General features: G+C 70.4%; 23 protein-coding genes, 3 tRNA genes and 1 pseudogene. 9 read left to right on the top strand and 18 right to left on the bottom strand.

Annotation, left to right across the window (positions count from 1 at the left end; translation table 11 throughout):
• Positions 1-237 precede the first annotated feature (237 nt).
• Together dnaG and VIW71_RS19185 are read left to right on the top strand one after the other, a co-directional pair.
• Positions 238-2,175: a DNA primase gene (dnaG, locus tag VIW71_RS19190; RefSeq protein ID WP_331623576.1), complete on the top strand. Its 1,938-nt coding sequence runs from the start codon at positions 238-240 to the stop codon at positions 2,173-2,175.
• Positions 2,176-2,786: 611 nt separating this feature from the next.
• Positions 2,787-4,082, top strand: coding sequence for an RNA polymerase sigma factor (locus VIW71_RS19185; protein WP_331623575.1), 1,296 nt, complete (start codon positions 2,787-2,789; stop codon positions 4,080-4,082).
• Between the two features lie 370 nt (positions 4,083-4,452).
• On the opposite strand, the gene VIW71_RS19180 is transcribed toward VIW71_RS19185, so the two are convergent.
• The 4 genes from VIW71_RS19180 to VIW71_RS19165 form a co-directional block, all read right to left on the bottom strand.
• The gene (locus VIW71_RS19180) at positions 4,453-6,369 is read right to left on the bottom strand and encodes an ABC transporter ATP-binding protein (protein WP_331623588.1); all 1,917 of its coding nucleotides are present in this window, start codon (positions 6,367-6,369) and stop codon (positions 4,453-4,455) included.
• 139 nt (positions 6,370-6,508) lie between these two features.
• Positions 6,509-8,245 carry an ABC transporter ATP-binding protein gene (locus tag VIW71_RS19175; protein WP_331623574.1) on the bottom strand — a complete coding sequence of 579 codons (1,737 nt, stop codon included), beginning with the start codon at positions 8,243-8,245 and terminating at the stop codon, positions 6,509-6,511.
• A 397-nt stretch (positions 8,246-8,642) separates the two neighbouring features.
• The gene (locus tag VIW71_RS19170; protein WP_331623573.1) at positions 8,643-10,088 is read right to left on the bottom strand and encodes an FGGY family carbohydrate kinase; all 1,446 of its coding nucleotides are present in this window, start codon (positions 10,086-10,088) and stop codon (positions 8,643-8,645) included.
• 260 nt (positions 10,089-10,348) lie between these two features.
• Positions 10,349-10,645: a YtxH domain-containing protein gene (locus VIW71_RS19165; RefSeq protein WP_331623572.1), complete on the bottom strand. Its 297-nt coding sequence runs from the start codon at positions 10,643-10,645 to the stop codon at positions 10,349-10,351.
• Between the two features lie 178 nt (positions 10,646-10,823).
• On the opposite strand from VIW71_RS19165, the gene VIW71_RS19160 reads away from it, so the two are divergent.
• From VIW71_RS19160 to VIW71_RS19150, 3 genes are all read left to right on the top strand, one after another.
• Positions 10,824-10,896 (top strand) — tRNA-Asn (locus VIW71_RS19160).
• Positions 10,897-10,901: 5 nt separating this feature from the next.
• Positions 10,902-10,974, top strand: a tRNA-Asn gene (locus VIW71_RS19155).
• Positions 10,975-11,130: 156 nt separating this feature from the next.
• Positions 11,131-11,204, top strand: a tRNA-Ile gene (locus VIW71_RS19150).
• 142 nt (positions 11,205-11,346) lie between these two features.
• On the opposite strand, the gene VIW71_RS19145 is transcribed toward VIW71_RS19150, so the two are convergent.
• Complete coding sequence (locus VIW71_RS19145; RefSeq protein ID WP_331623571.1) at positions 11,347-11,520, bottom strand: hypothetical protein; 174 nt, start codon at positions 11,518-11,520, stop codon at positions 11,347-11,349.
• A gap of 489 nt (positions 11,521-12,009) precedes the next feature.
• On the opposite strand from VIW71_RS19145, the gene VIW71_RS19140 reads away from it, so the two are divergent.
• A complete protein-coding gene (locus VIW71_RS19140) occupies positions 12,010-12,735 on the top strand; it encodes a hypothetical protein (protein ID WP_331623570.1) in 726 nt (241 codons plus the stop codon).
• Complete coding sequence (locus tag VIW71_RS26640; RefSeq protein ID WP_414720782.1) at positions 12,693-12,893, top strand: helix-turn-helix domain-containing protein; 201 nt, start codon at positions 12,693-12,695, stop codon at positions 12,891-12,893. Before VIW71_RS19140 ends, VIW71_RS26640 begins: the two co-directional genes overlap by 43 nt.
• Before the next feature lie 131 nt (positions 12,894-13,024).
• Here VIW71_RS26640 and VIW71_RS19135 read toward each other — a convergent pair whose 3' ends face one another.
• From VIW71_RS19135 to VIW71_RS19105, 7 genes are all read right to left on the bottom strand, one after another.
• Positions 13,025-13,225, bottom strand: a complete 201-nt coding sequence (locus tag VIW71_RS19135; RefSeq protein WP_331623569.1) for a hypothetical protein — start codon at positions 13,223-13,225, stop codon at positions 13,025-13,027.
• A 209-nt stretch (positions 13,226-13,434) separates the two neighbouring features.
• The gene (locus VIW71_RS19130) at positions 13,435-13,650 is read right to left on the bottom strand and encodes a hypothetical protein (RefSeq protein WP_331623568.1); all 216 of its coding nucleotides are present in this window, start codon (positions 13,648-13,650) and stop codon (positions 13,435-13,437) included.
• A gap of 66 nt (positions 13,651-13,716) precedes the next feature.
• Positions 13,717-14,961, bottom strand: coding sequence for a phage major capsid protein (locus tag VIW71_RS19125; RefSeq protein ID WP_331623567.1), 1,245 nt, complete (start codon positions 14,959-14,961; stop codon positions 13,717-13,719).
• A 71-nt stretch (positions 14,962-15,032) separates the two neighbouring features.
• Positions 15,033-15,365 carry an HK97 family phage prohead protease gene (locus VIW71_RS19120; protein WP_331623566.1) on the bottom strand — a complete coding sequence of 111 codons (333 nt, stop codon included), beginning with the start codon at positions 15,363-15,365 and terminating at the stop codon, positions 15,033-15,035.
• Positions 15,362-15,628 carry a hypothetical protein gene (locus VIW71_RS19115; RefSeq protein WP_331623565.1) on the bottom strand — a complete coding sequence of 89 codons (267 nt, stop codon included), beginning with the start codon at positions 15,626-15,628 and terminating at the stop codon, positions 15,362-15,364. The genes VIW71_RS19120 and VIW71_RS19115 overlap by 4 nt, the downstream gene beginning before the upstream one ends.
• Positions 15,629-15,679: 51 nt before the next feature.
• Positions 15,680-16,072, bottom strand: coding sequence for a hypothetical protein (locus tag VIW71_RS19110; RefSeq protein WP_331623564.1), 393 nt, complete (start codon positions 16,070-16,072; stop codon positions 15,680-15,682).
• Positions 16,073-16,136: 64 nt separating this feature from the next.
• Positions 16,137-16,322 carry a hypothetical protein gene (locus tag VIW71_RS19105; RefSeq protein WP_331623563.1) on the bottom strand — a complete coding sequence of 62 codons (186 nt, stop codon included), beginning with the start codon at positions 16,320-16,322 and terminating at the stop codon, positions 16,137-16,139.
• 137 nt (positions 16,323-16,459) lie between these two features.
• Between VIW71_RS19105 and VIW71_RS19100 the strand changes: the two genes are divergently transcribed.
• Positions 16,460-16,954, top strand: a complete 495-nt coding sequence (locus VIW71_RS19100; protein WP_331623562.1) for a spore-associated protein A — start codon at positions 16,460-16,462, stop codon at positions 16,952-16,954.
• On the opposite strand, the gene VIW71_RS19095 is transcribed toward VIW71_RS19100, so the two are convergent.
• The gene (locus tag VIW71_RS19095; RefSeq protein WP_331623561.1) at positions 16,921-17,313 is read right to left on the bottom strand and encodes a hypothetical protein; all 393 of its coding nucleotides are present in this window, start codon (positions 17,311-17,313) and stop codon (positions 16,921-16,923) included. The two genes, VIW71_RS19100 and VIW71_RS19095, sit on opposite strands and share 34 nt — an antisense overlap.
• 49 nt (positions 17,314-17,362) lie before the next feature.
• Between VIW71_RS19095 and VIW71_RS19090 the strand changes: the two are divergent.
• A pseudogene (locus VIW71_RS19090) lies at positions 17,363-17,583 on the top strand (ISKra4 family transposase); the annotation flags it as partial.
• 770 nt (positions 17,584-18,353) lie between these two features.
• Here VIW71_RS19090 and VIW71_RS19085 read toward each other — a convergent pair.
• The 5 genes from VIW71_RS19085 to VIW71_RS19065 all read right to left on the bottom strand — a co-directional run bounded on the left by VIW71_RS19085 (position 18,354) and on the right by VIW71_RS19065 (position 25,472).
• Complete coding sequence (locus VIW71_RS19085) at positions 18,354-19,145, bottom strand: carbohydrate ABC transporter permease (protein WP_331623587.1); 792 nt, start codon at positions 19,143-19,145, stop codon at positions 18,354-18,356.
• 152 nt (positions 19,146-19,297) lie between these two features.
• Complete coding sequence (locus tag VIW71_RS19080; RefSeq protein ID WP_414720784.1) at positions 19,298-20,656, bottom strand: ABC transporter permease subunit; 1,359 nt, start codon at positions 20,654-20,656, stop codon at positions 19,298-19,300.
• Positions 20,657-20,661: 5 nt separating this feature from the next.
• Positions 20,662-21,987 (bottom strand): ABC transporter substrate-binding protein, encoded by a 1,326-nt coding sequence (locus VIW71_RS19075; RefSeq protein WP_331623559.1) that lies wholly within the window; start codon positions 21,985-21,987, stop codon positions 20,662-20,664.
• A 149-nt stretch (positions 21,988-22,136) separates the two neighbouring features.
• The gene (locus VIW71_RS19070) at positions 22,137-23,801 is read right to left on the bottom strand and encodes a glycoside hydrolase family 13 protein (protein ID WP_331623586.1); all 1,665 of its coding nucleotides are present in this window, start codon (positions 23,799-23,801) and stop codon (positions 22,137-22,139) included.
• A 402-nt stretch (positions 23,802-24,203) separates the two neighbouring features.
• Positions 24,204-25,472: an ABC transporter substrate-binding protein gene (locus VIW71_RS19065; protein ID WP_331623558.1), complete on the bottom strand. Its 1,269-nt coding sequence runs from the start codon at positions 25,470-25,472 to the stop codon at positions 24,204-24,206.
• Positions 25,473-25,562: the final 90 nt, after the last annotated feature.

Raw genomic sequence — 25,562 nt, 5'->3', positions numbered from 1 at the left:
CGCGCGGCGACACCTTCCCACAGCCGCTTCCCACCGCCGCGTACGACCGGCCGAACAGGTAGAACGCCGGCAGCCCCGGCGCGTTCATGTCCAGCGCCGGCTGGGGCCCCCGCTCGCCGGACACGCCCGAATACCCGGACGCCAGCCCGCCGCCATGCCCCGTCGATCCACCCCGTCGATCCACCCCGCCGTCCCTTCCCGGCCGTCCCTGTCCCACCCGAGCCGTACACTTCCCCCGTGGCCGGCAGGATCAGGGACGAAGACGTAAAGGCAGTACGGGACGCCGTCCCGATCGACGCCGTGGTCTCCGAATACCTCCAGCTCAAACCGGCCGGCGGCGGCAACCTCAAGGGCCTGTGCCCCTTCCACGACGAGAAGTCCCCCTCCTTCCAGGTCAGCCCCAGCAAGGGCCTCTACCACTGTTTCGGGTGCGGGGAAGGGGGTGACACGCTCGCGTTCGTGATGAAGGTGGACCACCTTTCGTTCACCGAGGCGGTGGAGCGGCTGGCCGGGCAGGCCGGGATCACGCTGCGGTACGAGGAGGGGAGCCATGTCGGGCGGCAGCAGGGGGAGCGGATCCGGCTGGTCGAGGCGCACCGGGCCGCCGCGCGGTTCTACGCGGAGCAACTGGGCGGTGCGGAGGCCGAGATCGGGCGGCAGTTCCTGGCGGGGCGCGGGTTCGACCAGGCGGCGGCCGAGCGGTTCGGGGTGGGGTACGCGCCGGCCGGGTGGGATCACCTGGTGCGGTACCTGCGCGGCCAGGGCTTCTCCGACAAGGAGCTGATCGTCTCGGGCCTGGCCTCGGAGAGCCGGCGCGGCGGCGCGATCGACCGGTTCCGGGGTCGGCTGATCTGGCCGATCCGCGACATCACCGGCGAGGTGATCGGCTTCGGAGCGCGCAAGCTGCGCGACGACGACCAGGGACCGAAGTACCTCAACACCCCGGAGACGCCGCTCTACAAGAAGTCGCAGGTGCTGTACGGGATCGATCTGGCCAAGAAGGAGATCGCCAGGACCGGGCGCGCGGTGGTCGTGGAGGGGTACACCGATGTGATGGCCTGCCACCTCGCCGGGGTGACGACCGCGATCGCGACCTGCGGGACCGCGTTCGGCGGGGAGCACATCAAGATCCTCCGGCGGCTGCTGATGGACAACTCCCGCTCCGAGGTGGTGTTCACCTTCGACGGCGACGCGGCCGGCCAGAAGGCGGCGCTGCGCGCCTTCGAGGACGACCAGAAGTTCGCCGCCCGCACGTCGATCGCCGTCACCCCGGACGGCATGGACCCCTGCGAACTGCGGCTGGCCAAGGGCGACTCGGCGGTGGAGCAGGTGGTCGAGGGCCGCACCCCGCTCTTCGAGTTCGCCATCCGGTCGGCCGTGGAGAGTTACGACAACGCCTCGCCGGAGGGGCAGGCCGCCGCGCTGGAGGCGTCCGCGCCGATCGTGGCCCGGATCAAGGACCAGGCGGTCCGCCACAAGTACGCGGTGATGCTGTCGGGCCTGCTGGGTTATGTGACCGACACGCAGTTCGTGGTCCGCCGGGTCTCCCAGCTCGCCCGGTGGGAGTACGACCGCAGGCAGGGTCAGAGCGGCGGCCAGGGCCGGGGCGAGGGAGTGCGTACGGGGAGCGTGCCGCCCGCGCGCGCCGCCGCCGGCTCGTACGGACCGCCCGGCGCCGCCCCCCGCGGCCCGCGCCTCGACCTGCGCAGCCCCGCCCACCGGGTGGAGCGCGAACTGCTCAAGCTCGCCCTCCAGCACCCGCACCTGGTCTCCCCGGCCTTCGACGCGTACGGCGAGGACGAGTTCACCGGGCCGCCGTACGCAGCCGTGCGGCGCGCGATCAACGAGGCGGGCGGCGTGGAGCGGGCGGACGAGGACTATCTGGTCCGGGTCCGCGAGGCCGCCCCGGACGACATCGTTCGGATGATGATCACCGAACTCGCCGTCGAACCGGTGATGCACAAACTCCCGGAGATCTACGCGGGCGAGGTCCTGGTCCGGGTGCGGCTGCTGGCGGTCGACCGCCGGGTCGCCCAGGTGCTCGCCACCCAGGCGCGGCTCACCGCTCAGGGCGTCTCCCCGGCAGCCCCGGAGATGTCGGCGGTCCAGGGCGAGGTGTGGGCGCTCCAGCAGTACGGTCAGCGGCTGCGCGAGCAGGGCGCGGCGGCGCTGTAGCCGCGCGGCGGGTGCGCCGGGACCGGACTGCGGCGCCGCGCTGAGCCCCGACCGCGAGGTCGCGCCGGGACCGGTCTCGGACCGCGCCGGCACCGGGCCGCAGGCCGGACCGGAACGCGCCGGGACGCGCTGAGCCCGGGCCGCAGGCCGGACCGGGAACGCGCCGGACCGCGAGGCCGCGCCGGGCCGCAGGCGGGACCGGGACCGGGCCGCAGGACGCGCTGAGCCCGGGCCGTGAGGCCGACCCGGGCCGCCGCGCCGGGACCGGGCCGCAGGCCGGACCGGAACGCGCCGGGACGCGCTGAGCCCGGACCGCGAGGCCGCGCCGGGCCGCAGGACGCGCTGAGCGCGGACCGCGAGGCCGCGCCGTACGCGCCGGGACCGGGTCCCGGCGCCCCCGATCGCCCGGGACCGGATCCCTGAGTGCCCGCGCCCGGACCGCATCCGCGTCCGGCAATTGCCATTGCGTCACCGGATGGCCCTCGATGGTGACGTGGCGTGAAAAATGGCCCGCACGACCCTCGTAGTGGGGGTACGTCGTGGGCCAGACTGGGTGACGGCGCCAGAGCCCTCTTGAGCCCAACGTCGCGCTCACCGCGGAGGTCGCTTCCGTGCAGACCCAGATCCAGCCGGACGTCCAGCCGTCCGGCACCCAGACCGGCATCCCGACCGACGTCCCCCCGCAGTTCCCGGCTCTTCCGGCCGTGGCCGACGTGGCGGCGGTGCGGCCCCCGTCGCAACCGCCGGGCCGGCTCGCCGGGCCCCGCGTGCCCGAACAGCGCCGGGACGGCCCGGGCGACCGCCCCGGCGACGCCGACGGACCAGCCGACGGACCAGCCGAGGGACCCGGCACCGTACCACCGGCACCGGCCGGGGCGGACGGGCCGGGCGCCCTCGTCGGCGAGCCCGCGTCCGTGGCCCCCGCCCTGGCCCCCGCCCTGGCCATCCCGGACGAACCCGAGGACGGGTTCCGGCCGTTGCGGGAGGAGGCGGTGGGGCCGTCCGCCGACCTGTTCCGGCAGTACCTGCGGGAGATCGGCCGCATACCGCTGCTCACCGCCGCGGAGGAGGTGGAGCTGGCGCGGCGGGTCGAGGCCGGGCTGTTCGCCGAGGAGAAGCTGACCGCCTTCCCGGACCTGGACTCGCAGCTCGCCGTCGACCTCGACCGCCTGGTGGTGCTCGGCAGGATGGCCAAACGCCGACTGATCGAGGCCAACCTCCGCCTGGTGGTCTCTGTGGCGAAACGTTACATCGGCCGCGGCCTGACCATGCTCGACCTGGTTCAGGAGGGCAACCTCGGCCTGATCCGCGCGGTCGAGAAGTTCGACTACGCCCGTGGCTACAAGTTCTCCACCTACGCGACCTGGTGGATCCGCCAGGCCATGACGCGCGCCCTTGCCGACCAGGCCCGTACCATCCGGGTGCCGGTCCACGTCGTGGAGCTGATCAACCGGGTGGTACGCGTCCAGCGCACCCTGCTCCAGGAGCGCGGGCACGAGCCCAGCACCGCGGATGTCGCCGCCCGGCTCGATCTGCCGGAGGAACGGGTCTGCGAGGTGCTGCGCCTCGCCCTGGAACCGGTATCGCTGCACGCGCCGGTCGGCGAGGAGGACGACGTGGCGCTCGGCGACCTCATCGAGGACGGCGACGCCGCGTCCCCGGTGGAATCCGCCGCGTTCCTGCTGCTGCGGGAGCACCTGGACGCGGTGCTGTCCACCCTCGGCGAGCGCGAATGCAAGGTCGTCCAGCTGCGGTACGGCCTGATGGACGGCCGCCCGCGCACCCTGGAGGAGATCGGCCGGATCTTCGGCGTGACCCGCGAACGCATCCGCCAGATCGAGTCCAAGACCCTCGACAAGCTGCGCGACCACGCCTTCGCCGAGCAGTTACGCGGCTATCTGGAGTGAGCGGGGACCCCGATCAGGCGCTGATCTGCTGAATCGCCGTCACCTCCGCATCGTCGTTACTCCGGAACCGCCGCCGGGCACCGCGCTGAGGGACCCTGTCCTGGCGATCACCGGCAGACCAGACCGCCAGAGGTGCCGGACGGCGTCGATGTCTTCGCGTCCGGGGAAGCCGTGCGGACGGCCTCTCCGAAGGGGATCGCTGCCTGGGGCCCGGCGACCTCCGCGGCGTTGGGGATCACGGGATTCGTCAGAGGCCGTCGGGCAGGAGCCGGAATGCCTGGTGGCCGGTGGGCCGGCGTAACGCTGGGAAGTCGCGCCGGTCCAGGGTGAGTGCCCATTCGGTTGCGTACGCTTCGGCAAGGGACCCCGCTCAGTCCACCTCCGCCACCGCCTGCGCGAACTGTGCCGCGTACAGCCGGGCGTACGCGCCGTCCGCCGCCAGGAGCTCGTCGTGCGTGCCCTGCTCCACGATCGACCCGGACTCCATGACGAGGATGACGTCCGCGTCGCGGATGGTGGAGAGCCGGTGGGCGATGACGAAGCTGGTACGGCCATGGCTGAGCTTGGCCATCGCCCGCTGGATCAGCACCTCGGTACGGGTGTCGACCGAGCTGGTCGCCTCGTCCAGGACGAGGATCACCGGGTCGGACAGGAATGCCCGGGCAATGGTGATCAGCTGTTTCTCGCCCGCGCTGACCCCGGTACCCTCGTCGTCGATCACCGTGTCGTAGCCGTCCGGCAGGGTCCGGATGAAGCGGTCCGCGTGCGCCGCCCTGGCCGCCGCCTCGATCTCCTCGCGGGTGGCCCGCTCGCTGCCGTACCCGATGTTCTCGGCGATCGTGCCGCCGAACAGCCAGGTGTCCTGGAGCACCATCCCGATCGAGGAGCGCAGTTCCTCCCGGGACATCGCGGAGATGTCGGTGCCGTCCAGGGTGATCCGGCCGCCGGAGACCTCGTAGAACCGCATCAGCAGATTGACCAGCGTGGTCTTGCCGGCGCCGGTCGGGCCGACGATCGCCACCGTGTTGCCGGGCTCCACCTTCAGCGACAGGCCGTCGATCAGCGGCTTGTCCGGGAGGTAGCGGAAGCTCACGTCCTCCAGCGCCACCCGGCCGCGCAGCTCCGCCGGGCGGACCGGGGACGCGGGCTCGGCGGACTGCTCGTCGGCGTCGAGCAGTTCGAAGACCCGCTCGGCCGAGGCCACCCCCGACTGGATCAGGTTGGCCATGCTCGCGACCTGGGTGAGCGGCTGGCTGAACTGCCGCGAGTACTGCACGAACGCCTGCACGTCGCCGATGGACAGCGCGCCCGAGGCGACCCGCAGGCCGCCGACGACGGCGACGAGTACGTAGTTCAGGTTGCCGATGAACATCATCAGCGGCTGGATGGTGCCGGATATGAACTGGGCCCGGAAGCCCGACCGGTACAGGTCCTCGTTCTCCCGCCGGAAGATTTCCGCGGACTCCTTCGCCCGGCCGAAGACCTTCACCAGGGAGTGCCCGGTGTACATCTCCTCGATGTGCGCGTTGAGCCTGCCTGTGGTCTTCCACTGCTGCACGAACTGCGGCTGCGCGCGCTTGCCGACCTGCGTGGCCACCACCAGCGTCACCGGCACGGTCACCAGCGCCACCAGGGCGAGCAGCCAGGAGATCCAGAACATCATCGCCAGCACGCCGACGATGGTCAGCACGGAGTTGACGAGCTGGCCCATGGTCTGCTGCATGGTCTGGCCGATGTTGTCGATGTCGTTGGTGGCCCGGCTGAGCACCTCACCGCGCGGCTGCTGGTCGAAGTACGACAGCGGCAGCCGGGACAGCTTGGCCTCGACGTCCTCGCGCAGCCGGTGGGCCGTGCGGTTGATGATCTTGGTGGCGGTACGCATCTGCGCCACGCCGAGCAGCGCCGCGAACAGGTACACGCCCAGGGCCAGCAGCAGCACCGAGCCGATGGCGCCGAAGTCCATGCCCCGGCCGGGGGTGAAGTCGACGCCCGAGAGCATGTCGGCGACGCCGCCCTTGCCGTGCTCCCGCAGGTTTTCCAGGGCGCCTTCCTTGGACGTGCCCTCCACCTGGCGGCCGACGACGCCCGCGAAGATCAGGTCGGTGGCGCGGCCCAGGATGAGCGGACCGGTCACGGCGAGCGCGACGCTGGCGGTGCCGAGGGCCAGCACCGTCCAGAGGAAGAAGCGGTCCGGCCGCATCAGGCCGACCACCCGCTTCAAGGACCCCTTGAAGTCCATCGACCGCTCGATCGGGCCCCCGCTCATGAACCGCGCCGGCCCCGCCATGGGCGGCGGCCCCCGCCGCGTGGGGGCCTTGCGCACACCGTCGTCGCTCACGCTGACCCTCTCTTGTTCGCTTCTGCGCCCGCTCGGCGGTTTCGCGGGTTGTTGGCCGGCTGTGGCCTGGTGGCCTCGCGTGCGTCGCTCACGCGGCGGCCTCCTGCTCGGTCAACTGGGACAGCACGATCTCCCGGTACGTCTCATTGGCCGACATCAGCTCGGTGTGGGTGCCGGTGCCCACGACGCGGCCCTCGTCCAGCACGATGATGCGGTCGGCGTCGCGGATCGTGGAGACCCGCTGGGCCACGATCACCACCGTGGCGTTCGCGGTCTCCCGGGACAGCGCCCGGCGCAGTGCCGCGTCGGTCGCGTAGTCCAGCGCGGAGAACGAGTCGTCGAACAGGTAGATCTCCGGCCGCCGCACCAGCGCCCGGGCGATCGCGAGGCGCTGCCGCTGACCGCCGGAGACATTGCTGCCGCCCTGCGCGATCGGCGCCTCCAGGCGGCCGTCCAGCGTCTCCACGAACTCCTTGGCCTGCGCCACCTCCAGTGCGTGCCACAGCTCCTCGTCGGTCGCGTCAGGTTTGCCGTACCGCAGGTTGGACGCCACGGTGCCGGAGAAGAGATACGGCTTCTGCGGCACCAGCCCCACCGTCTCGGCGAGCAGCGCCGGATCGAGGTCGGCCACGTCCTCGCCGTCGATCAGCACCCGGCCGCCGGTCGCGTCGTACAGCCGCGGGATCAGGCCGAGCAGGGTGGACTTGCCGCTGCCGGTGGAGCCGATCACCGCGGTGGTCTCGCCGGGGAGGGCGAGCAGGTTCACCCCGCGCAGGACGGCCGCCTCGGCGCCCGGGTAGGCGAAGTCGACGCTGAACAGCTCCAGCTCGCCGCGGCGCCGCAGCGTGGTCACCGGGGCGGTGGGCGGTACGACGCTGGACTCGGTGCTCAGCACCTCCTCGATGCGCTCGGCGCACACCTCGGCGCGTGGCACCATCATGAACATGAAGGTGGCCATCATCACCGACATCAGGATCTGCATCAGATAGCTGAGGAACGCGGTGAGCGCGCCGATCTGCATGCTGCCGCTGTCGATGCGGTGGGCGCCGAACCACAGCACGGCCACGCTGGCGACGTTCACGATGGCCATCACGATCGGGAACATCAGTGCCAGCAGCCGACCGGTGGCCAGCGACACCTCGGTGACCGCGTCGTTGGCGAGCCGGAAGCGCTGCTTCTCGTAGTCGTCCTTGACGAAGGCGCGGATCACCCGGATGCCGGTGATCTGCTCGCGCAGCACCCGGTTCACGGTGTCCACCCTGGTCTGCATGGTACGGAACAGCGGGCGCATCCGGCTGACGATCAGGGTCACCGCGACGCCCAGCACCGGCACCACGGCCAGCAGCAGCAAGGACAGCGGCACATCCAGGCCGAGCGCCATGAAGATGCCGCCGAAGCACATGATCGGCGCGGAGACCATCATGGTGAAGGTCATCAGCACCAGCATCTGCACCTGCTGGACGTCGTTGGTGGTGCGGGTGATCAGCGAGGGCGCGCCGAACTGCCCCACCTCGCGGGCGGAGAAGCTCTGCACCCGGTCGAATACGGAGGCGCGGATGTCCCGGCCCACCGCCATCGCCGTCCGGGCGCCGTAGTAGACCGCGCCGATCGCGCACCCGACCTGGACCAGGGTCACGCCGAGCATGGTGGCGCCCACGGCCATGATGTAGCCGGTGTCGCCCTTGACGACACCGTTGTCGATGATGTCCGCGTTGAGGGTCGGCAGGAACAGGGCGGCGATGGTCTGCACGAGTTGCAGCAGCACGAGCAGGCCGATGGGGCGCTTGTACGGTCCCAGGTGGGGCCGCAGGAGTCGGATCAGCACAACTGACTACCTCGGGATCGGCGGAAGAGCCGGGTGTGGCCTGGACGCTTTCACCGCGGAAGGACGCAGGGGCCCCGGGCCGGGTTGACGGGGGGTGGGGTCCGACGACCAGCGCGCAACCCTATCTTCCGGCATGGGCGGAACTCATGTGGTGAACAGACGGCCGAATTGACGTAATGCTGACGAAGGGGGCTGACCGGCGCCCGGCTCGGCGGGTCGGCGGGGAGGGCCGTTCAAGGCCGGTGCCGCCGATGGCCGTGCTCCCGCGGCCGTGTGGCCGGTCGCCGTGCTCCCGCGCGGACCGAGCATCGTTTGCCTCAGCCCGCGCGGCCGAGGATCGTCTTGCCTCGGCCGCGCGGGGCGGGTGCACCGTCTCGCCGCTGCCGCTGCCGCTGCGCTACAGCGCCGCGAAGGCACCCGGGTGGGTGTGTTCGCGCACGGCGATGTACTGCTGCCGCACGGCCTTGCCCACGGCCGCCTCCTCACCGGGCTCCAGCAGCCGCGCATGCGCCTGTGGCCACCGCGGCGGCTCGGCCTGCGACTGCGAACCGAGCACCGCTCCCAGCGACCACGCCGCCTGCCGGGCCGCGCCGAGCGCCGCGTACTCCGCGGCCGGCGGCACGACCACCGGCGTGCCGAACAGCGCCGGCGCGATCGCCTGGACCGCGGGCAGTTCGGCCGCCGCACCCAGCAGGAACACCCGGCGCACCGTGACGCCCTTGTCCCGCAGCACGTCCAGCGCGTCGGTCAGACCGCACAGCATCCCCTCGAACGCCGCCCGCGCCAGGTGCTCGGGCTTCATCGACTCGCGCCGCAGCCCGGTCAGGGTGCCCGCGGTATGCGGCAGGTCGGGGGTCCGCTCGCCCTCCAGATACGGCAGCAGGACCAGGCCGTACGAACCCGGCGTCGATCGCAGGGCCAGCTCGGAGAGGCCGGCCAGATCCGTACCGAGCAGGTCGGCGGTGCCGCGCAGCGTCCGTACCGCGTTGCGCACCTGGATGAGCGGCAGGTGGTGACCGGTCGCGTCGGCGTACCCGGAGACCGTGCCGGTCGGGTCCTTCAGCGCCTCGTGGTGCACGGCGAACACGGTGCCGCCGGCGCCGAGCGAGACCACCGCGTCACCCGGGTCGAGCCCCAGGCCCAGGGCGGCGGCCATGGTGTCGCCGGTGCCGGCCGAGATCAGCAGGCCCTCCGGGGTCTGACCGGCCGGTTCGGCCGGGGCGAGCACGTCGGGGACCTGGACCCGGTGGCCCAGCGCCCGCTCCACCAGGTCCATCCGGTACTCGCCGGTGACCGCCGACCAGTAGCCGGTGCCGGAGGCGTCACCGCGGTCGGTGGTGCGGCGGGCGGGCCGGCCGAGGAGCTGCCAGACCAACCAGTCGTGCGGCAGCAGCACCTGCGCCACACGCTTGGCCGTGGCCGGTTCGTGCTGCGCGAGCCAGCGCAGCTTCGCCACCGGGTACGCCGCCTTCGGCACCGCGCCCACCGCGTCCGTCCAGCCGGCCGCCCCGCCCGCCTCCTCCACCAGATCGGCGGCCTGCACCTGCGCCCGCCGGTCGCCGCGCAGCAGCGCGGGCCGTACGGTCACCCCGCCGGCGTCCAGCGCGAGCAGCCCCTGCTGCTGCCCGGAGATCCCGATGGCCTGCACGCCCTCCAGCACCCCGCCGGTGGCCGCCTCGCCCAGCGACAGCAGCCACGCCTGCGGGTCCAGTTCGGTCGGCTTCTCCCCCTCGCCCAGCGGGTGCGGGGCGTGACCCTGCCGGAGCACCGCACCGCTGTCGCTGTCGCAGACGACGATGGTGGTGCCGGTGGTGGAGCTGTCAATCCCAGCGACTTTGCCCATGGGGCAGATGATGCCGCACGGGAGGGGCGCGGGGCATTGCGGGTTGGGCTCGGGCTCGGGCTCGGGCCTGGGCTCGTGCTCGGGATTCGGGCTCGGTCCGGGGTTCGGGTACGGCGTTCGGCTGTCCGGGCCCGGGCCCGGGCTTCGCCGCTCGGCGGTCCGGGTACGGCGTTCGGCTGTCCGGGTTCGGGAGGAGGGGTGGGGCGGGGCCGACGGCGCCCGGCGGGGCGCCCGGCGATCGGTGCCGGACGCCCTCGCCGTCAGGTGTTCGACGTACCCCAGTCGTCCTCGGGAGCGTTGCCGTTGCGCAGCGACCGCACCTTGTGGGCGAGGGCGTCCGGTAGCCGGTCGCCGACCTTCGAGGACACCGTGTCCGCGGCCTTCGCGGCGGACTTGCGCCCCTGCAGGACCGCGGCCTCCGCGGTGTTCCGCACCGCCGGGTTCTGCGCGAGCTTCTGCGCCACCGCGCGCAACTGCTCGTACCGCTCGCGTCCGGCGCGGGCGCCGAGCACGTAACCGACCAGGGCCCCAGTGATGAAGATCAACCGGTAGCGCATGGCTCCACCCTTCCTCGTACCTTGCGGGCTGTACGGCGCCTACCCTGCGCATGCGGGCCACAACCCCCGGCGCAAGTGGTTGGCGGAGCACCCCCCCACTTGCGCTAATGTATGTGTCGCACCGGCCGTGCGCCTTCCGGGGAGACCTCGGAGGGTGCATTCGGTGCACGCAGAGCGATCCTCCGTAGCTCAATTGGCAGAGCAGCCGGCTGTTAACCGGCAGGTTACTGGTTCGAGTCCAGTCGGGGGAGCTCGGTCCTCCGTAGCTCAATTGGCAGAGCAGCCGGCTGTTAACCGGCAGGTTACTGGTTCGAGTCCAGTCGGGGGAGCGCCAGGATCAGGACCCCTCGGGGTCCTTTTTCGCACTCCCGGGAACCGATTGCCCACCCCGGCGAGTCCACCCGATGACGCGTCTGTGACCCGCGAGGGCGACAGATCGTATGAGCAGCTATGCTGCGGCAGACGGCGCGCACGGCGCACCGTACGGGGCGGTAGCTCAGCCGGTTAGAGCAGCGGACTCATAATCCGTCGGTCGTGGGTTCGAGTCCCACCCGCCCCACCCTGGCCTCACCCTGATGGGTGGCCCTGGCCAGCGGCGGAGGCCCGGAGCGGCGGGGTACGCGGACCCGCGGAGTGAGCCGTTTGCTCGGCCGGTGCTCGGCCGAAGTGCGGTGTGACGATGCCTGCCGGATCATGCCGCACTAGTCCTTCGAGTCACGTTTGCTGACGGCGCGCAGGGCCTCGGCCCACACCACCACGCGGGTGCCACCCACCATGAAGGTCGGCACGGGCAGGTCCCCGGACATCAGCAGTCGGCGGTACGCGGCCGGGCTGATTCCCCAGACCGCGCAGATCGTCGACTCCGCCGTGCTCACCGGGGGCAGTCTCTGCGGGACCGCAGTCCGCGAAGGGCGGCCCTCCTGCTGTCGTGTTGCAGCGGCGCCGGCCGCCGGTCTCAGGCCCACGGCTCACCGCCGTGTGTCGCGCGCTGCGCGTGCCTGCCCCGGAGTGGCGGACTGGATTCCGTGGTGCCCGCGATGCAGGCGGAAGAGATGCACACTGCGGTGCGCAACACGAGCCCTTGTGGTAGATGCAGCGATGCCATTCCGTCCCTCGCCCCATGGTTGATCTTTGCGAGGACATTACGATGACGACACCTTCCGTGGGGCATCTTGGCTCCGCTTTGCGCCAGATCAGAAGATACTCGCGAGTAAACAGAATGTTATTGCGCACAGTGACCATGTGAATGCATTGTGTATTCACCTGGGGGTGAAGTGACCGACTGTCAGGTTTCTTTCCCACGTGTCGCACCAGGCGCACGCCAGGCAGAGCGACGCGACTTCTGGACGGCATACTCAGATGGCGTGCTTCACGCCGATTACAGCTTCCCGAACGGGCTGAGGGTCCAGCCCCGCTCGATCCAGCAGCGCACCGCCCGCTACACACTCCACACGCTGGTGGACGTGGGCCACCACGCCAGGCACACCGCCCGCCACGTGCGCCAGGACCCCGACGAGCGCTACCGCGTATTCGTGCCGATCAGCGGAATGGCCATGGCCGGACACGGCAACGATGACGGCCTGATAACCCCCGGGGCCGCCACGCTCACAACACCCAGCATGCCCATGGAGTTTTCTGCATCCGGACTGCGAGGTTACGTTCTCAAACTCCCCGTCCGTGATATCAGCGAGCCCCTAGGCTTAATTTCTCCCCTCTCTGCCCAGATCGATCTCCGCTCCGGGTACGGCATGATGCTCGTCGATATGATCCAAAACCTCTCCAAATGGCGAGACACGCTCACCGGCTGGGATTTCAACACCAGATGTGCGGACTTGGCGGTCTTGATCTGCAAGGCCCTGGGTGGAGACGCCCACCTGTCCTGCGCTGAGAGAGGACTCCTGGCGTCCCTCGCACGCCAGCGGATGCGTCAGCGCATCCACGCAGACGGGGGCCGGACCCTGAGCCTGGCCGGCCTCGCAGTCGGCCTCGGGTGGTCGGTCCGGACGGTCCAGGCTGCCATGGCCGAGGCGGGCACACGTACAGCGAGATGCTGCGGGAAGAGCGGCTGGAGGAGGCGTACCGGCGGCTGAGCAGTCCGCAATTCGACCATCAGACGGTGGCGAGTATTTCCGATGCGTGCGGATTCTCGTCGCCTGGGCAATTCAGTACCGTATTTCGGCATCGGTATGGCGAGACGCCGAAGGGGCTTCAGCAGCGCATGCGGTTCGCTTCGCTTGGGGCCCGCTGAGCGGCGGGCCCGGTCGCCTTCCTCCGCCGGAGGCCGAGCGCCGCGCCGCCTTACGGCCGGAGTTACGGGGTCCGGGCATCGCTCTTGGGCCCATGCCAGTGTCCGGCACGGGCCCGGGGTAAGGCGGCGGGTTACTTGGTGTCGTCGCGCCGGAGGGATTCCATGGATTCGTCAGCCTTGCCCTTGGCGTCATCGGCGGTTTTCTTGGTGTCGCCCTCGACGCGGTCGGCCTCGCCTTCGGAATCCGTCCGCTGGGCACCCGCCGCCTTCGCCTTCTCGGCCTCTTCCCTGGCCTTGGCTTTGGCCCTGTCCACCCTGTCGTCGTCTTTCACGATCACTCCCAGGATTGGCGGAGTCCTACTCGTCCAACGTAGAACGGACCGGGCGGGCTCGCACGGCCGACTGGTGCCGAGTCCCGGTCCGGTCCGCACGTGGGCCGGACTCTTCGTGAGGTGCAGACATGGCGAGGCCCCGGCCGTTTTGCTCCGGCCGGGGCCCGCCTACCGCCGTACCGCCCGCGGGGGCACGCGGTACGGGCGTCCTACACCCCCGCGAGGGCGGATGCCGGGACCAGGTCCGGGTCGGCCATGTCCTCAGCGGTGCCGCTGTCGGCGGGCTCGGTGGCGGCGTCCTCGGCGGCGCCCGAGCCGATCATGAATCCGGCTTCGGCGTCGGGCAGGTCGATGACGCCGCCCGGCGCCGGCCCGTCCTGGCCGTCGCGGGTGCCGGAAATCTGGATCTTCATGCGCACGCGCATGCTGTGCCTCCTGTCGGGTGAGAGGATGCGGGGGCCCGCGCTGCCGGGCGGGCCCCGCGGTTGGGCTCAGGCCGCGTTGCCCTGGAAGACCTTGATCGAGCCAGTGGTGTCGACCAGGTCGCCGTCGGCGCGGACGACCGCCCGGTACGACACGAGGTCGGTGTTGAACGCGTAGTCGTCGGAGCGCTCGAAGCGCAGGGTCTCGACCTGCCGCACGAAGTACGTCGAGAAGTCCCCGAACACCACGGACTTCGCCGACAGCGCGACCGCGGCCACGTTCGGGTCGGTGACCAGCGGCTTGCCCAGGACGGTGTCCGGGGCCCCGGCGGTCAGCCCAGGGGCCCACAGGTACTGGCCCGTGGTGTCCTTGATCTTGCGCAGGCCCGCGATGGAGGAGTCCTTCATCATCCACGCGCACGAGGAGCTGTTCCGGTACGGCGCGATGACGGAGTAGAACAGGTCGATCAGGTCGTCGCCGGTGAACATCCCCGCCACGCCGGCGCCGCCGGTCTTGCCGACGGTCGCCGCGGTGACCACACCGTTGGGCTGGTTGGTGCCGGTGCCAACCACCAGGCGCCCGCCGAGCCAGTTGCCCAGCGCCCGCTCGGCCTGCCGGGCGAGGTACCCGGCCAGGTCCACACCGGTGTCGTTCAGCAGCTCGTGGGAGATCTGGAGCAGGATGCCGTACTTGTAGGCGTCCAGCGGAACCTGCCCGAACGTCGGGTCGGAGCTGGCGAGCGTGCCCGCTTCGGCGATCGGCGCGCCGGACGGGGAGGAGTGTGCGGTCGTCTTGGGGACCTGGATCTGCTCACCGGAGGCGGTTCGCAGCAGCGTCTGCAGGACGCCCGACACCTCGATCATGTGCTCGACGAGCCGGTTGTAGAAGCTGATCGGGACGGTGTTCGCGCCGGCCGCCGCAGTCAGCTTGGACAGGTCCGGAAGTCGTGCGGGGTGGTGGCGTCCGGGCGGACCTCGAACTTGCGCTGCCCGGACTCGCCGGTGAAGAACGCCCGCAGCTGCGCGGAGGTGTCGTCGGGCTTCTTGCGGGCGTCGGCGGGCTTGGCCAGCAGTCCGGCGAACGCGGCCTCGGCGTCGGCGGCGCGCTGCTCGGCCTCGACCAGGTCCTTCACGCGGGCGTCGATCTGGTCGAGGTCCGCGCTGAGCCGGGTGTAGGTCTGCTCTTCCTCGGCCGTCAGGTCGCGCTTTGCGGCCTCGGCGCCATCGAGCAGGGCCTTGGTCTGCTCCCACACGTTGAGGCGGCGTTCCTGGAGACGCTTGATGAACTCGGCAGGCATCTGCCCTCCTGGGCATGACGACGACACCCACACGGCCAGGCCGGGGGTGTCAGGTGATGGTGGTGTCGAGGTGGGGTTCGCCCTGCCTCAGAAGGTGACGCGGCGCCGGTACAGCTCGGCGCGCCGCTGCCGCAGCGTCACCAGCGGGTGGGTTTCGCCCTGCCCGCCCCGTGACGCGAGATCGATAACGGTGCCGTCCGTGTCGTCGTGGTTGTAGCGGGCCATCGCCTCCGGCCAGCCGTCGCCCTCGGACTTGGCGAAGAAGGCGGGGTCGATCCGCTCGACGAACCCGCCCAGGTTCCGCGACAGCTTGTTGAACTTCGCCGTGTACCCCCCGATGCGCATCGTCCGGGATTCCCCGGCGGTGGCGCGGACCTCGACCAGGCCGCGCGTGAAGCGCCGCTCAGCGGTGCTGCTCATAATGCCTCCTTGCGCGGCAGCGCCGGCGCACTCGCACCCGGCGCGTAGATCTGGCCCTGCCCGCCCGGAAGGGGCGACAGGTCTTCGATGGCGCGTACCTCGTCCCGGTTGCGCCACCCCTGCTCCAGCGACATGCCGTGGGCGGTGTACCGCTCGATCAGCGACGTGCGCAGCATGGCGTCGACGTTGAAGCGGACGAACTCTTTGTCGCCGCCTTTGGCGACGGGGATGAGGTGATCGGCGGCGTCGGCCCCACTGCTCACCTCCGGACATGCGTCGGCCCGGCCGCGCGGGTGGCGGGCCGGGCCGGGTGGTCACTTGCAGAAGGTTGCCTCGATAGCTGCGGCGATGCGTTCGGCCTTGGCGTCGTCGATGTGGGCGTTGCCGCCGTCGAATCGGAGGGCGATGGTGTGCACTGCGGCCTTGCGGTCCGGGTTGGTGTGCAGGGTCTCGCAACTGTTCACGGCTCGGCGTATGGCACGGTCGGGGCTGACGGTCAGGCCGGGGTCGATGCCGGTGAGCTTGCCCAGGAGCGCGGTCTGTTGGGCGGCGTCGGGGCTGGGCACGGTGGGCGCGCTGATCGGGGGCGCTGTCGCGACCTTGGTGCCGGGAGGGAAGCCGGGCTTGGATTCGTCGGTCGACGAGCAGGCGGCCAGGGCAAGTAACGCTGCGGCGGTGAGGGCCGCGGTGGTGAGTCTGGTGTGCATCGGGCCAGCGTGCCGGATGCGGTGCCGGTGGGTGGGCGCTGTGGCGGTGCTGTGACAGACGGGGTCAGGCACCGGGAGTGAGCAGGGCGAGCACCGCGCCGGTGTCGTAGTAGCGCTGCCTCGGGCTGCCGCCGGCGGGGGTCAGCTTGCCACGGTGGACGAGGGTGCGTAGCCCGGTGAGGGTGATGCCGAGGGTGGTGGCGGTCTGGCGGGCGGTCATGTGGCCGGCGGGGACGTACAGGGGCTCCATGGGTCCATGATGCGTGGTCGTCACGGGGGGCCGTATGTGCCGAAGCGTCTCGATTAGCGGGTGTTCATGGGGTGTTTATCGGGGGCGTTGAGAGTGTTCATGTCACATTCGCTTGATTCCCAGGGGGGGACTCAACGATGAAGCACCTTGCAATGACGGCTGCGGCGGTTGCGGCGGTCGGGACTCTGTTCGCCGCGCCGAGCGCGGTCGCCGCACCGGGCCAGGGGGCCGGGAGTGCGTTCACGCCCGCGTCCGGGGCGTCCCAGCAACACTCCGCGTCGGCCAAGGCGCCGACGGCTGCATCCCTGGCCGCCGCGTACAACGGCGCCTGCGGCTCCGGGTACGGCGTGATCGACTCACTGCCGATCTCCACGCTCGGCACGGCCTACCTGACGTACAACAGCTCCACCGGCAAGAACTGCGTGGTGACCGTCCGGGCCAACCCGGGGACGGCGATGTACATGGCGGCGGCCATCAGGCTGGCCGGGAACAGCGCGTCTGAGGTCATCGACGCGGGCAACTACACCACCTACGCCGGTCCGGTGTACCTGTACGCCGCCGGCAAGTGCATCGACTGGGGTGGTCAGATCGGCTCGGTCTACAACCAGGAGTTCGGCTCGCACTGCGGGTGATCCGCTGACCTCCTGAAGTAGGGGCGGCCCCGGAGGGTGTTTCCCGTCCGGGGCCGTCGTGGTTCACCGGGCGCCTGAGCGGTCAGCTCGATGGTGGCGGCGGCGTACCGGGACTCGGCCTTGAGGGTCATGCCGCTTGCCCCGGAGCGGTAGAACACGGCGTCGGCGGGGATGCCCAGGGCGTCGCGCCACGCCTCGAACGCCCCGAGGTTGTCGTGGAGGCGGATGAAGAGCCGGTCGGGGTAGACGCTGCTGATGTCGATGTTGGCGGCGGGCAGGTGCCCGAGGCTGACCGCGATCTGGGTGAGGGCGGACAGGGCGGGATGCTGCCCGGCGAGGTTGGTGGGCGTCTCGATCACCGTGCCACCTCCGACCGGATGCTGCCGGTGATCCCGGCGGGGGTGAGGGCTCGCCACCGGCGCCGTCGAAGGTGCCTGCCGCCACCTGATCGCCGACCGCCTCGACATCACCGGCGCCCGCTGGGGCCTGCCGGGAGCGGAAGCCGTCCTGCGGCTGCGTGCCGTCGTCTCCAACGGAGACCTCGACCCTACTGGCGCTACCACGCCGCCCGCGAGCACGAACGTCTCTACCCTGCTTCCAACCAGCGAACTCATGTCCTCAGTGCTTGATCGCGGCCTTCACTCGAAACGAACCGCACCCCCTCCGGCAGGCGGTCCTCTAGCGGTGGGCCGCAGTTCCTGGCCTCAGGACTCTGCTGCTGCGGGGTCAAAGTCGCGGCCTGCGACTCATCCGGCGAGGCCGCCTCGCCCGCGTCGGCGGCACCCCCGCCGGCCCCGGGACGACACCGCTGAGGTCCTCACGATCCTCGCCCAGAGCCAAGCCGCTTGACACCAGGTCACAGCCGGTGTGACGTTCTTTCCGAAGACTTATGCCCGAAGGCCCCTCGCTCCCCGAGCAAGGGCCTTCGGGCATATCACTCGCCCTTGAGCGTGGGCTGCTTCTCAGACGACGCCTTACGCCGCTTGCGCACCACCAAAGCGAGGACGACAAGCGCCGCGAAGATCCCCGCAAGGATCAGGCCGAGCCACCACGGCCCAGCCGCGCCGCTTCCGTCCCCAACAGTCCCTCCACCGTGGACCGACCTCGGACCGCGTCCGCCGCGGCGGCTGAGTAAGAATGCGCTGAATACGTGCAACGTGACCCCCTCCTGAGGGCACAACTCCAGGGGCCCACCGCCTTGGACATGCCACAGCTCCGTCACAGCGGCCAAGCGGCATACCCGGCTCCGGCCACCTCGCCGACGCCCTGCGTCGCGCTCCCTGCCCGAAGTAGCCGAGGCCACGATCAGCGAGGCAACAGATCTCCTGCGGCCGGATCGCCTGCTGCCGGGGCGCGGCCGGCACGATGCCCAGCGACACCGCGGGGGGCACCGGGCTCGTCACTTCACAGAGCCGGCCATCACACCTTCCACGAAGTGGCGCTGGAAGGCGAAGAAGACAGCGAGCGGGACGATCAGCGACAGGAACGCTCCCGGAGCGAGCACGTCGATGTTGGCGCCGAACTGCCGTACCTGGGACTGGAGTGCGACGGTCAGCGGCTGGGAGCCGCTGTCGGCGAAGATCAGCGAGACCAGCATGTCGTTCCACACCCACAGGAACTGGAAGATCGCCAGGCTGGCGATGGCAGGACGGCCCATGGGCAGGATGAGCCGGAGGAAGATCGTCCACTCGGAGCCACCGTCCATCCGAGCGGCTTCCAGCGTCTCGCGCGGAATCTGTGCGAAGTAGTTCCGCAGCAGGAAGACCGCGAACGGCAGGCCGTAGGCGATGTGGAAGAGGACCACGCCCGTGATCGAGCCGAAGATGCCGATGACGCCGAAGAGTTTCGCGATCGGCAGCAGCCCGATCTGCACCGGTACGACAAGCATGCCGACGACCAGCAGGAAGATCCAGTCACGGCCCGGGAACTCCAGCCACGCGAAGGCGTAGCCCGCGAGGGCGGCGAGGATGACGACGCCCGCCGTGGCCGGAACCGAGATCAGGACGGTGTTCCAGAGGGCCCGGGTGATGCCGCTGTCGTCCAGAAGGTGGGAGTAGTTGTCGAACGACAGCCCTCCCGGGTGGGCCAGCGCCGTCCACCAGCCGCCCTCGTCCTGGTCGGCCGACGACCGCAGCGACGCGACGAACAGGCCGACCGTCGGCGTGAGCCAGACGAGTGCGACAACGATCATGACCGCCTGGGCGAGGCCGCTGCGCAGCCAGTTGCTGACCCGGCTCGCCACGTCCCCCAAGGGACGCCGTGGTGAGTGCGCCGACAGGGCTTCGCCGGTGCTGACGGCCGGCTTCACGGGCGACACCCGGTCGGTGGTGCTGTGGACGGTCATCAGCGACTCCTGAGGAAGCGTCGGATGTTCAGGACCATCGCGGGAATGACCAGGAGCAACAGGACCACTCCGATGGCGCTGCCGAGCCCCTGGTTGTTCCCGCCGCCGAAGGACACGAGCCACATCTGGAGTGCCAGGACGTTGGCGTTCTGCTGCACGGGGCCGGGGGCGATGATGTAGACGAGGTCGAAGATCTTCATGACGTTGATCACCATGGTCACGAAGACCACGCTCAGCACCGGTGCCAGCAGCGGGACGGTGATGCGCCGGAAGACGTTCCATTCGTTGGCGCCGTCCATGCGCGCGGCCTCCAGCGTCTCCCGTGGCAGGGAGGAGAGGCCGGCGCCGATGAGCACCATGGCGAACCCGGTCCAGATCCACAGGTAGGCGCCCATGATCGCCGGGGTGACCAGGGCCGCGCCGAGCCAGGAGATGCCCGCGTACGGCGCGGAGAAGTTCTTCGCCGGAAGCCGGACATGGTACGTACCGGGCTTGACGTCCTGGAAGCTGAAGGATCCGTCGGGCCCGCTGGTGGCCTTGCCCACGGTCCTGCCGTCCTGCGTCAGCTGCACGGATACGCCGGGCAGTCCGCGTTCCCTGGGGTCGACCCGGTTCGGGTGGCCGCCGCCGCCCGGTGAGAAGTCCAGGTAGACCACGCCCGTCACCGCGTCGGGCTTCACCGCGGCAGCCGGGTCCACGGCCTGCACGGCCTTGGCCGGGATCGATGCGGGCGGCAGCCCGACCAGGCCGAGGACGACGCTCTGGCCGGGCCGGGCGGTGCCCACGGTGTCGTAGGCGCCGCCCGGCCCCTTCTTGAGCACCACTGTGTCGCGGGGACGTGCCCCCGGGTAGCCGGACGATCCGGAGAAGGCGTCGTGGATGCCGACGGTCGCCGCGTTGAGCACGCCGCGGTGCGGGTCGTGGTCGTAGACGAGCCGGAAGGTGATGCCGGCCGCCAGGAAGGAAACCGCCATCGGCATGAAGATCAGCAGTTTGAACGCGGTCGCCCAGCGGATCTTCTCGGTGAGCACTGCCAGGATCAGCCCCAGGCCGGTCAGCAGCGCGGGGACCACGATGACCCACATGGCGGTGTTGCGCAGCGCGGTCTGCGTCGACGGGTCGCGGAACAGCTCGCTGTAGTTGCCGAGCCCCACGAAGCGGCTGCCGTCCGCGTCGAACAGGCTGCGGACGACCGAGTAGATGATGGGATAGCCGACGAGCGCGCCCAGCAGGGCCAGCGCGGGGAGAGCGAAGACCACTGCTGTGATCCTTGCCCTCCTCCTGCGCCGCCGGGCGTCGAGGGCGGGCCCGCCCGCTTGCGCGGGCGGGCCGGAACGGGCGGCGATGGTGGACATGATGGCGATCAGCCCTTGTATGCCTTGGCCGCGGCGGCTTCGAGCTTCTGCGCCGTGCCCTTCGGGTCGGACGGGTCGGCCAGGAAGTCCTGGAGGATCTTCCACTCGCCGGTGCCGGCCGTGCCCCCGAAGGCGGCCGGCGTCTGGTCGGACATGTCGAAGCGCACGCCGTCGCCCGCGCTGACCAGAGACTGGGCGGCCTGGCGAATCGTCGGATCGGTGTACGTGGACAGCGGCAGGGCCTTGTTGGGCGAGAGGAAACCGCCGGCCTCGGCCCAGATCGCCGCGGCCTGCGGGGTGGCCAGGTACTCAAGGAGCTTCATGCCGCCCGACGCGTTCTTGCCCCCCTTGAGGGCGACCGCAGCGTCACCGCCGCCGACCACGGGCTTCGCGCCGCCGTCCACCGAGGGGAACGGGAAGAACTTCGCGTCCGTGCCGACCTTCTTGTGCAGGTCGTTGGTGACGATGCCGCCGACGAAGTCGCCCTCGTAGGTCATCGCGGCCTTCGGACTGTCGCCGAACACCTGGGTCACGGAGGTCGGGAAGTCGGTCTGGAGGGCGCCCTTGGCACCGCCCGCGATCAGGTCGTTCTGCTTGAAGAGGGTGCCCAGGGTGGTGAGCGCCTTGACCACGGTCGGATCGGTCCAGGGAATCTGGTGCTTCGCGAGCTTGTCGTAGCTGGCGGGACCGGCCTGTGAGAGGTAGATGTTCTCGAACCAGTCGGTGAGCGTCCAGCCGTCCTGGCCACCGATGGCGAACGCGGGCAGACCCGAGTCGGAGAGCGCCTTCGCTGCGGCCGTCATCTGCTCGTACGTCGTGGGAGGCGTGACTCCCGCGTTCGAGAACGCCGACGGGCTGTACCAGACCGTCGACTTGTCCGACGCCTTGAAGTACAGGCCGTAGTACGTACCGTCGACGGTGCCGTAGTCCTGCCAGACCTTGGCGTAGTTCTTCGCGGCGCTCGCCTTCACGCTGTCGGACAGCGGGGCCAGCCAGCCCGACGTGGCGAACTGCTGGATGACGCCCACCTGCGGGACCATGACGACGTCGGGAGCGTCGCCGCCCTCGATCTTGCTGCCGATCACGGTGGAGACGTTGTCACCGGTCGAGATGAACTGGACCTTCGCTCCGGTCTTCTTCGAGAAGCCGTCGAGGACCTTCTTGAAGTTGGCCTGCTCCTCGCCGGTCCAGACGGCCGCGACCGTCACCGTCTGGCCCTTGAGCTCCTGGCTGCTTGACGGAGCCGACGACGACGTGCCGCCGCTTCCTCCGCAGGCGGTGGTCGTGAGTGCCAGCCCGCATATCACGCTGGTGGCTACGACGGTGCGGTTCATCTCGATGGGTCCCTTCGTTGTGCCGTGCGCCTGTGCACGGCGGAACGTGTGCGGGTTGTATGACGGGTGTTCGGACGGGTGGGGACCGGCCCGCCGGAGCCGGGGAATCCGGTCGGCGGGCCGTGTTTTTTCGGGGGTCGCAGGTCTGGTCAGTGAGTCCCGGGGGCGTGTGTCCACCACGCCGCTGTGTTGGCGGGCAACGTGCCCGGGGCGCAGGGAACGCTGGACAGCAGCGCGGCGCCGGGGACGGGGGCCGGTACGGCCTCGTCGCCGAAGTTGACCGCGCACACCAGTCCGTCACCGCGCATGAAGGCCAGCACGCCGGGCGGGGACTCCAGCCAGCGCAGGGTGCCTTCGCCCAGCTGCGGCAGCCGGGCGCGCAGGCTGAGGGCGTCCCGGTACAGGTGCCAGAACGAGCCGGTGTCCAGGAGCGCTCGGTCGGTGGTGTGTTCGGCGAACCAGGCCGGCTGCGGCAGCCACGGCTGGGCAGCGCTGCCCTCCGCCATGAAGCCGAACGGCGAGGCGTGACCGGACCACGGCAGGGGCACCCGGCAGCCGTCGCGGACGTAGCGGCGGCTGCCGGTCCTGCGGAAGATCGGGTCGGTCAACGCCTCGTCGGGCAGGTCGACGACCTCGGGCAGACCGAGTTCCTCGCCCTGGTAGACGTACGCGGACCCGGGCAGGGCCAGCATCAGCAGGGCGGCGGCACGGGCGCGGGCTGCACCCAGGGCACCGGTCTCGTCGCCGTACCGCGTGACGCTTCTGACCTGGTCGTGGTTGTTGAGTACCCAGGTGACGGTGGAGCCCGTACCGGCGATGTCGCGCAGCGCGTCGCCGATGGTCTGCCGGAAGGAGTCGGCGTTCCACGGGGCGCTCAGCAGGTGGAAGAAGAAAGCCTGGTGCAGCTCGTCCGGGCGTACGTAGAGAGCGTGTTCGGCCGCGGTCGGCACGGAGACCTCGCCCACCAGCAGCCGCTCCCGGCCGTCGCGGGCGGTGTACTCCTCGCAGACCGCCCGCCAGCGGCGCCACACTCCGTGGACCTCGGGCTGGTTCCAGGCCAGGGGGTTGACGGAGTCCCGGGTGCGCTCGTCGGCCTCGGGGTCGGGGGAGTCGGGCAGGTCCGCGTGACGGAACAGGCCGGCCGCGACGTCGATGCGGAAGCCGTCCACCCCTCGGTCGAGCCAGAAGCGCAGCACCTGTTCGAAGTAGTCGCCGACGCGCGGGTCACGCCAGTTGAGGTCGGGCTGCTCCGGGGTGAACAGGTGCAGATACCACTGGCCTGGGCTTCCGTCGGGCTCCGTGACCCGTGACCAGGCGGGGCCGCCGAACATCGCCCGCCAGTTGTTCGGGGGCAACTCGCCGTTCTCGCCGCGGCCGTCGGCGAACTGGTACATCGCCCGCTCCTGGCCGCCGGGGCGGCCGGCCAGCGCGGCCCTGAACCACGGGTGTTCGCTGGAGCTGTGGTTGGGGACGATGTCCACCACCGTCCGCAGGCCGAGCCGGCGCGCGTCCGCCACCAGGAGGTCGAACTCGTCGAGGTCGCCGTAGAGCGGGTCCACCCCGCAGTAGTCGGCCACGTCGTAGCCGTGGTCGTGCTGGGGTGAGGGGTAGAAAGGACTCAGCCAGAGGCCGTCCACGCCGAGCTTGCTGAGATACGGCAGGCCCGCCCGGACGCCCGCCAGGTCGCCCACACCGTCTCCGGTGCTGTCCAGGAAGCTGCGGACGTAGACCTGGTACACCACCGCGTCACGCCACCACTGCCGCCGCTGGGCGGAGTCACCGTTGACTGCTTGTCTCGGTGGCTCGTCCGCCAGAGGAACTGTGAACACCCGTCACCATCCTGAATCAGGGCGCACGTGCAGGGCCGGCGCATAGGGGGTTGAGTAGGAGCGACGCTCGGGGAAGCGCGCATCGACGGTCGCGAACCACGCCGTCGCTGTTATGCATGCATGTTAAGTAGTGGAAACCGGCCAATGTCAACGCCGTTGCCCAACGTTTGTGGTGAAGATGGCCCAACTGGGCCGATGAAATCGTGATTTGTCATGATTTGGCAGGCTGCGACTTCTACCTAACAAGTAAGTAGTTCTTGCTGTGTCGCGCGTTCGTGGAGGTGTCACCGGAGGGTCCGGCGAGGTGTGAGCCGCAGGCACGTCGGGACGACCGTGCGCAGATCCCGCACACTCAGGGGCCAGGGCGGCCGGTGGGGCGACGCGGCGTCAGCCGCCGCGGACGATCCGCCGCAGTTCCAGGTTCAACCGGGAGATCGCCGCATCGGTCGACGAGTGCTGTTGCAGCGCGTCACTGGTGATCGCGGCCACGGCGAGACTCACCTGCTCGTAACGGGCGCTCTTCGGCCGCGGTCTGGCCGTCTTCACGCTCTGCTCCAGCACTGGCAGGTAGGGATATCTGCCGATCAGGGCCGGATCCCGGTACAGGTCCGCCCAGACTGGAGGGAGCGAGCCCCTGGTGAGCACCTGCCGCTGCACGCCTTCGCTCGTCATGTACGTCAAGAAGTCGGCGGCGGTCCGCGGATGCCGCGAGCGCGCGTTGATCGCCAGGTTGGAGCCGCCCAGCACGCTCGACCCCGGGCCGTCCGGGCCGGGCAGCGGTACCGCCCCGAACCTGCCCGCCACCTTGGAGCCCGGCGCGGAGGCGAGGTCGTACACGTAGGGCCAGTTGCGCAGGAACAGCAGCCTGCCGTTCTGGAAGGACAGCCGGGACTCTTCTTCCTTGAAGGTCAGCGCCTCGCGCGGGATCCAGCCGTCCTCCACCCCGCGGACCAGGAAGCCCAGGCCGTGGCGGGCGGCGACGGAGTCCACCGTCACCCGGTCGCCGTCCTTGCCGAGGATGGACCCGCCGGCCGACAGCACCGCCTCGTCCACGTTGACGGTGAGCCCCTCGTAGGGCAGGAACTGTCCCCCGTATCCCGCGATGCCGTACTTCGGGGCGATCGTGGCCGCGGCGTGCTCCAGTTCGGCCCAGGTGCGCGGCGGCTTCACGCCTGCCTGGTCCAGGATGTCCTTGCGGTAGTACAGCAGTCCGGCATTGGTCACATAGGGCATGGCGTACAGCCCGCCGCGGAAGGTCGCGGTGCCCACCACGGAGGGCAGTACGCGGTCCAGTGGCACGCGGCGGGAGTCGATCCGGGCGATCCAGCCGGCGCCCGCCATCTCCGAGGTCCATGCCACGTCGATGTTGAGCACGTCGAAGCGGCTGCTGCCCGAGCGCAGGCTGTCCACCATCTGCGCGTGCACCTCGTCGGCGGTCTCGGGCAACTGGACGAGTTTCACTGTCTCGCCCGGGTGGGTAGTGTTCCAGCCGTCCAGCACACGCTGGAGGTAGCCGGTCAGATCGCGGCCCGTCGCCAGCGTGATCGGGCCCCTGCCGTCATCGGAGTCGGCGGACGGCACACCGGCGCCGGCGTACGCTGCCATCACCAGGGCAGCGGTCAGCAAGCCTCTGCGTGCGGCCCGCATCCACCGCATCCGTCCTCCTTTGGACGTGGGCGCCTCAGTCGCGCCACCGACGTGTTATCCATACCTGCTGGGCATGCGTGATACTAGGGGCGCGGCAGG

Origin of the sequence: Streptomyces sp., assembly GCF_036524955.1 — a bacterium.
Taxonomy (GTDB): domain Bacteria; phylum Actinomycetota; class Actinomycetes; order Streptomycetales; family Streptomycetaceae; genus Actinacidiphila.
The sequence above is the reverse complement of the archived record's forward strand: the minus strand, read 5'-3'. Positions and strand labels throughout refer to the sequence as shown.

What these genes read in the sequence shown, in the direction of transcription:
- VIW71_RS19130 (WP_331623568.1), bottom strand. Translation starts at nt 13,650, where the DNA reads ATGCGCGTGCGCATGAAGATCCAGATTTCCGGCACCCGCGACGGCCAG.
- VIW71_RS19100 (WP_331623562.1), top strand. Translation starts at nt 16,460, where the DNA reads ATGAAGCACCTTGCAATGACGGCTGCGGCGGTTGCGGCGGTCGGGACT.
- VIW71_RS19065 (WP_331623558.1), bottom strand. Translation starts at nt 25,472, where the DNA reads ATGCGGTGGATGCGGGCCGCACGCAGAGGCTTGCTGACCGCTGCCCTG.
- VIW71_RS19085 (WP_331623587.1), bottom strand. Translation starts at nt 19,145, where the DNA reads ATGATCGTTGTCGCACTCGTCTGGCTCACGCCGACGGTCGGCCTGTTC.
- VIW71_RS19125 (WP_331623567.1), bottom strand. Translation starts at nt 14,961, where the DNA reads ATGCCCAGGAGGGCAGATGCCTGCCGAGTTCATCAAGCGTCTCCAGGA.
- VIW71_RS19165 (WP_331623572.1), bottom strand. Translation starts at nt 10,645, where the DNA reads ATGCGCTACCGGTTGATCTTCATCACTGGGGCCCTGGTCGGTTACGTG.
- VIW71_RS19075 (WP_331623559.1), bottom strand. Translation starts at nt 21,987, where the DNA reads ATGAACCGCACCGTCGTAGCCACCAGCGTGATATGCGGGCTGGCACTC.
- VIW71_RS19110 (WP_331623564.1), bottom strand. Translation starts at nt 16,072, where the DNA reads ATGCACACCAGACTCACCACCGCGGCCCTCACCGCCGCAGCGTTACTT.
- VIW71_RS26640 (WP_414720782.1), top strand. Translation starts at nt 12,693, where the DNA reads ATGCTGCGGGAAGAGCGGCTGGAGGAGGCGTACCGGCGGCTGAGCAGT.
- VIW71_RS19170 (WP_331623573.1), bottom strand. Translation starts at nt 10,088, where the DNA reads ATGGGCAAAGTCGCTGGGATTGACAGCTCCACCACCGGCACCACCATC.
- VIW71_RS19105 (WP_331623563.1), bottom strand. Translation starts at nt 16,322, where the DNA reads ATGGAGCCCCTGTACGTCCCCGCCGGCCACATGACCGCCCGCCAGACC.
- VIW71_RS19120 (WP_331623566.1), bottom strand. Translation starts at nt 15,365, where the DNA reads ATGAGCAGCACCGCTGAGCGGCGCTTCACGCGCGGCCTGGTCGAGGTC.
- VIW71_RS19180 (WP_331623588.1), bottom strand. Translation starts at nt 6,369, where the DNA reads ATGGCGGGGCCGGCGCGGTTCATGAGCGGGGGCCCGATCGAGCGGTCG.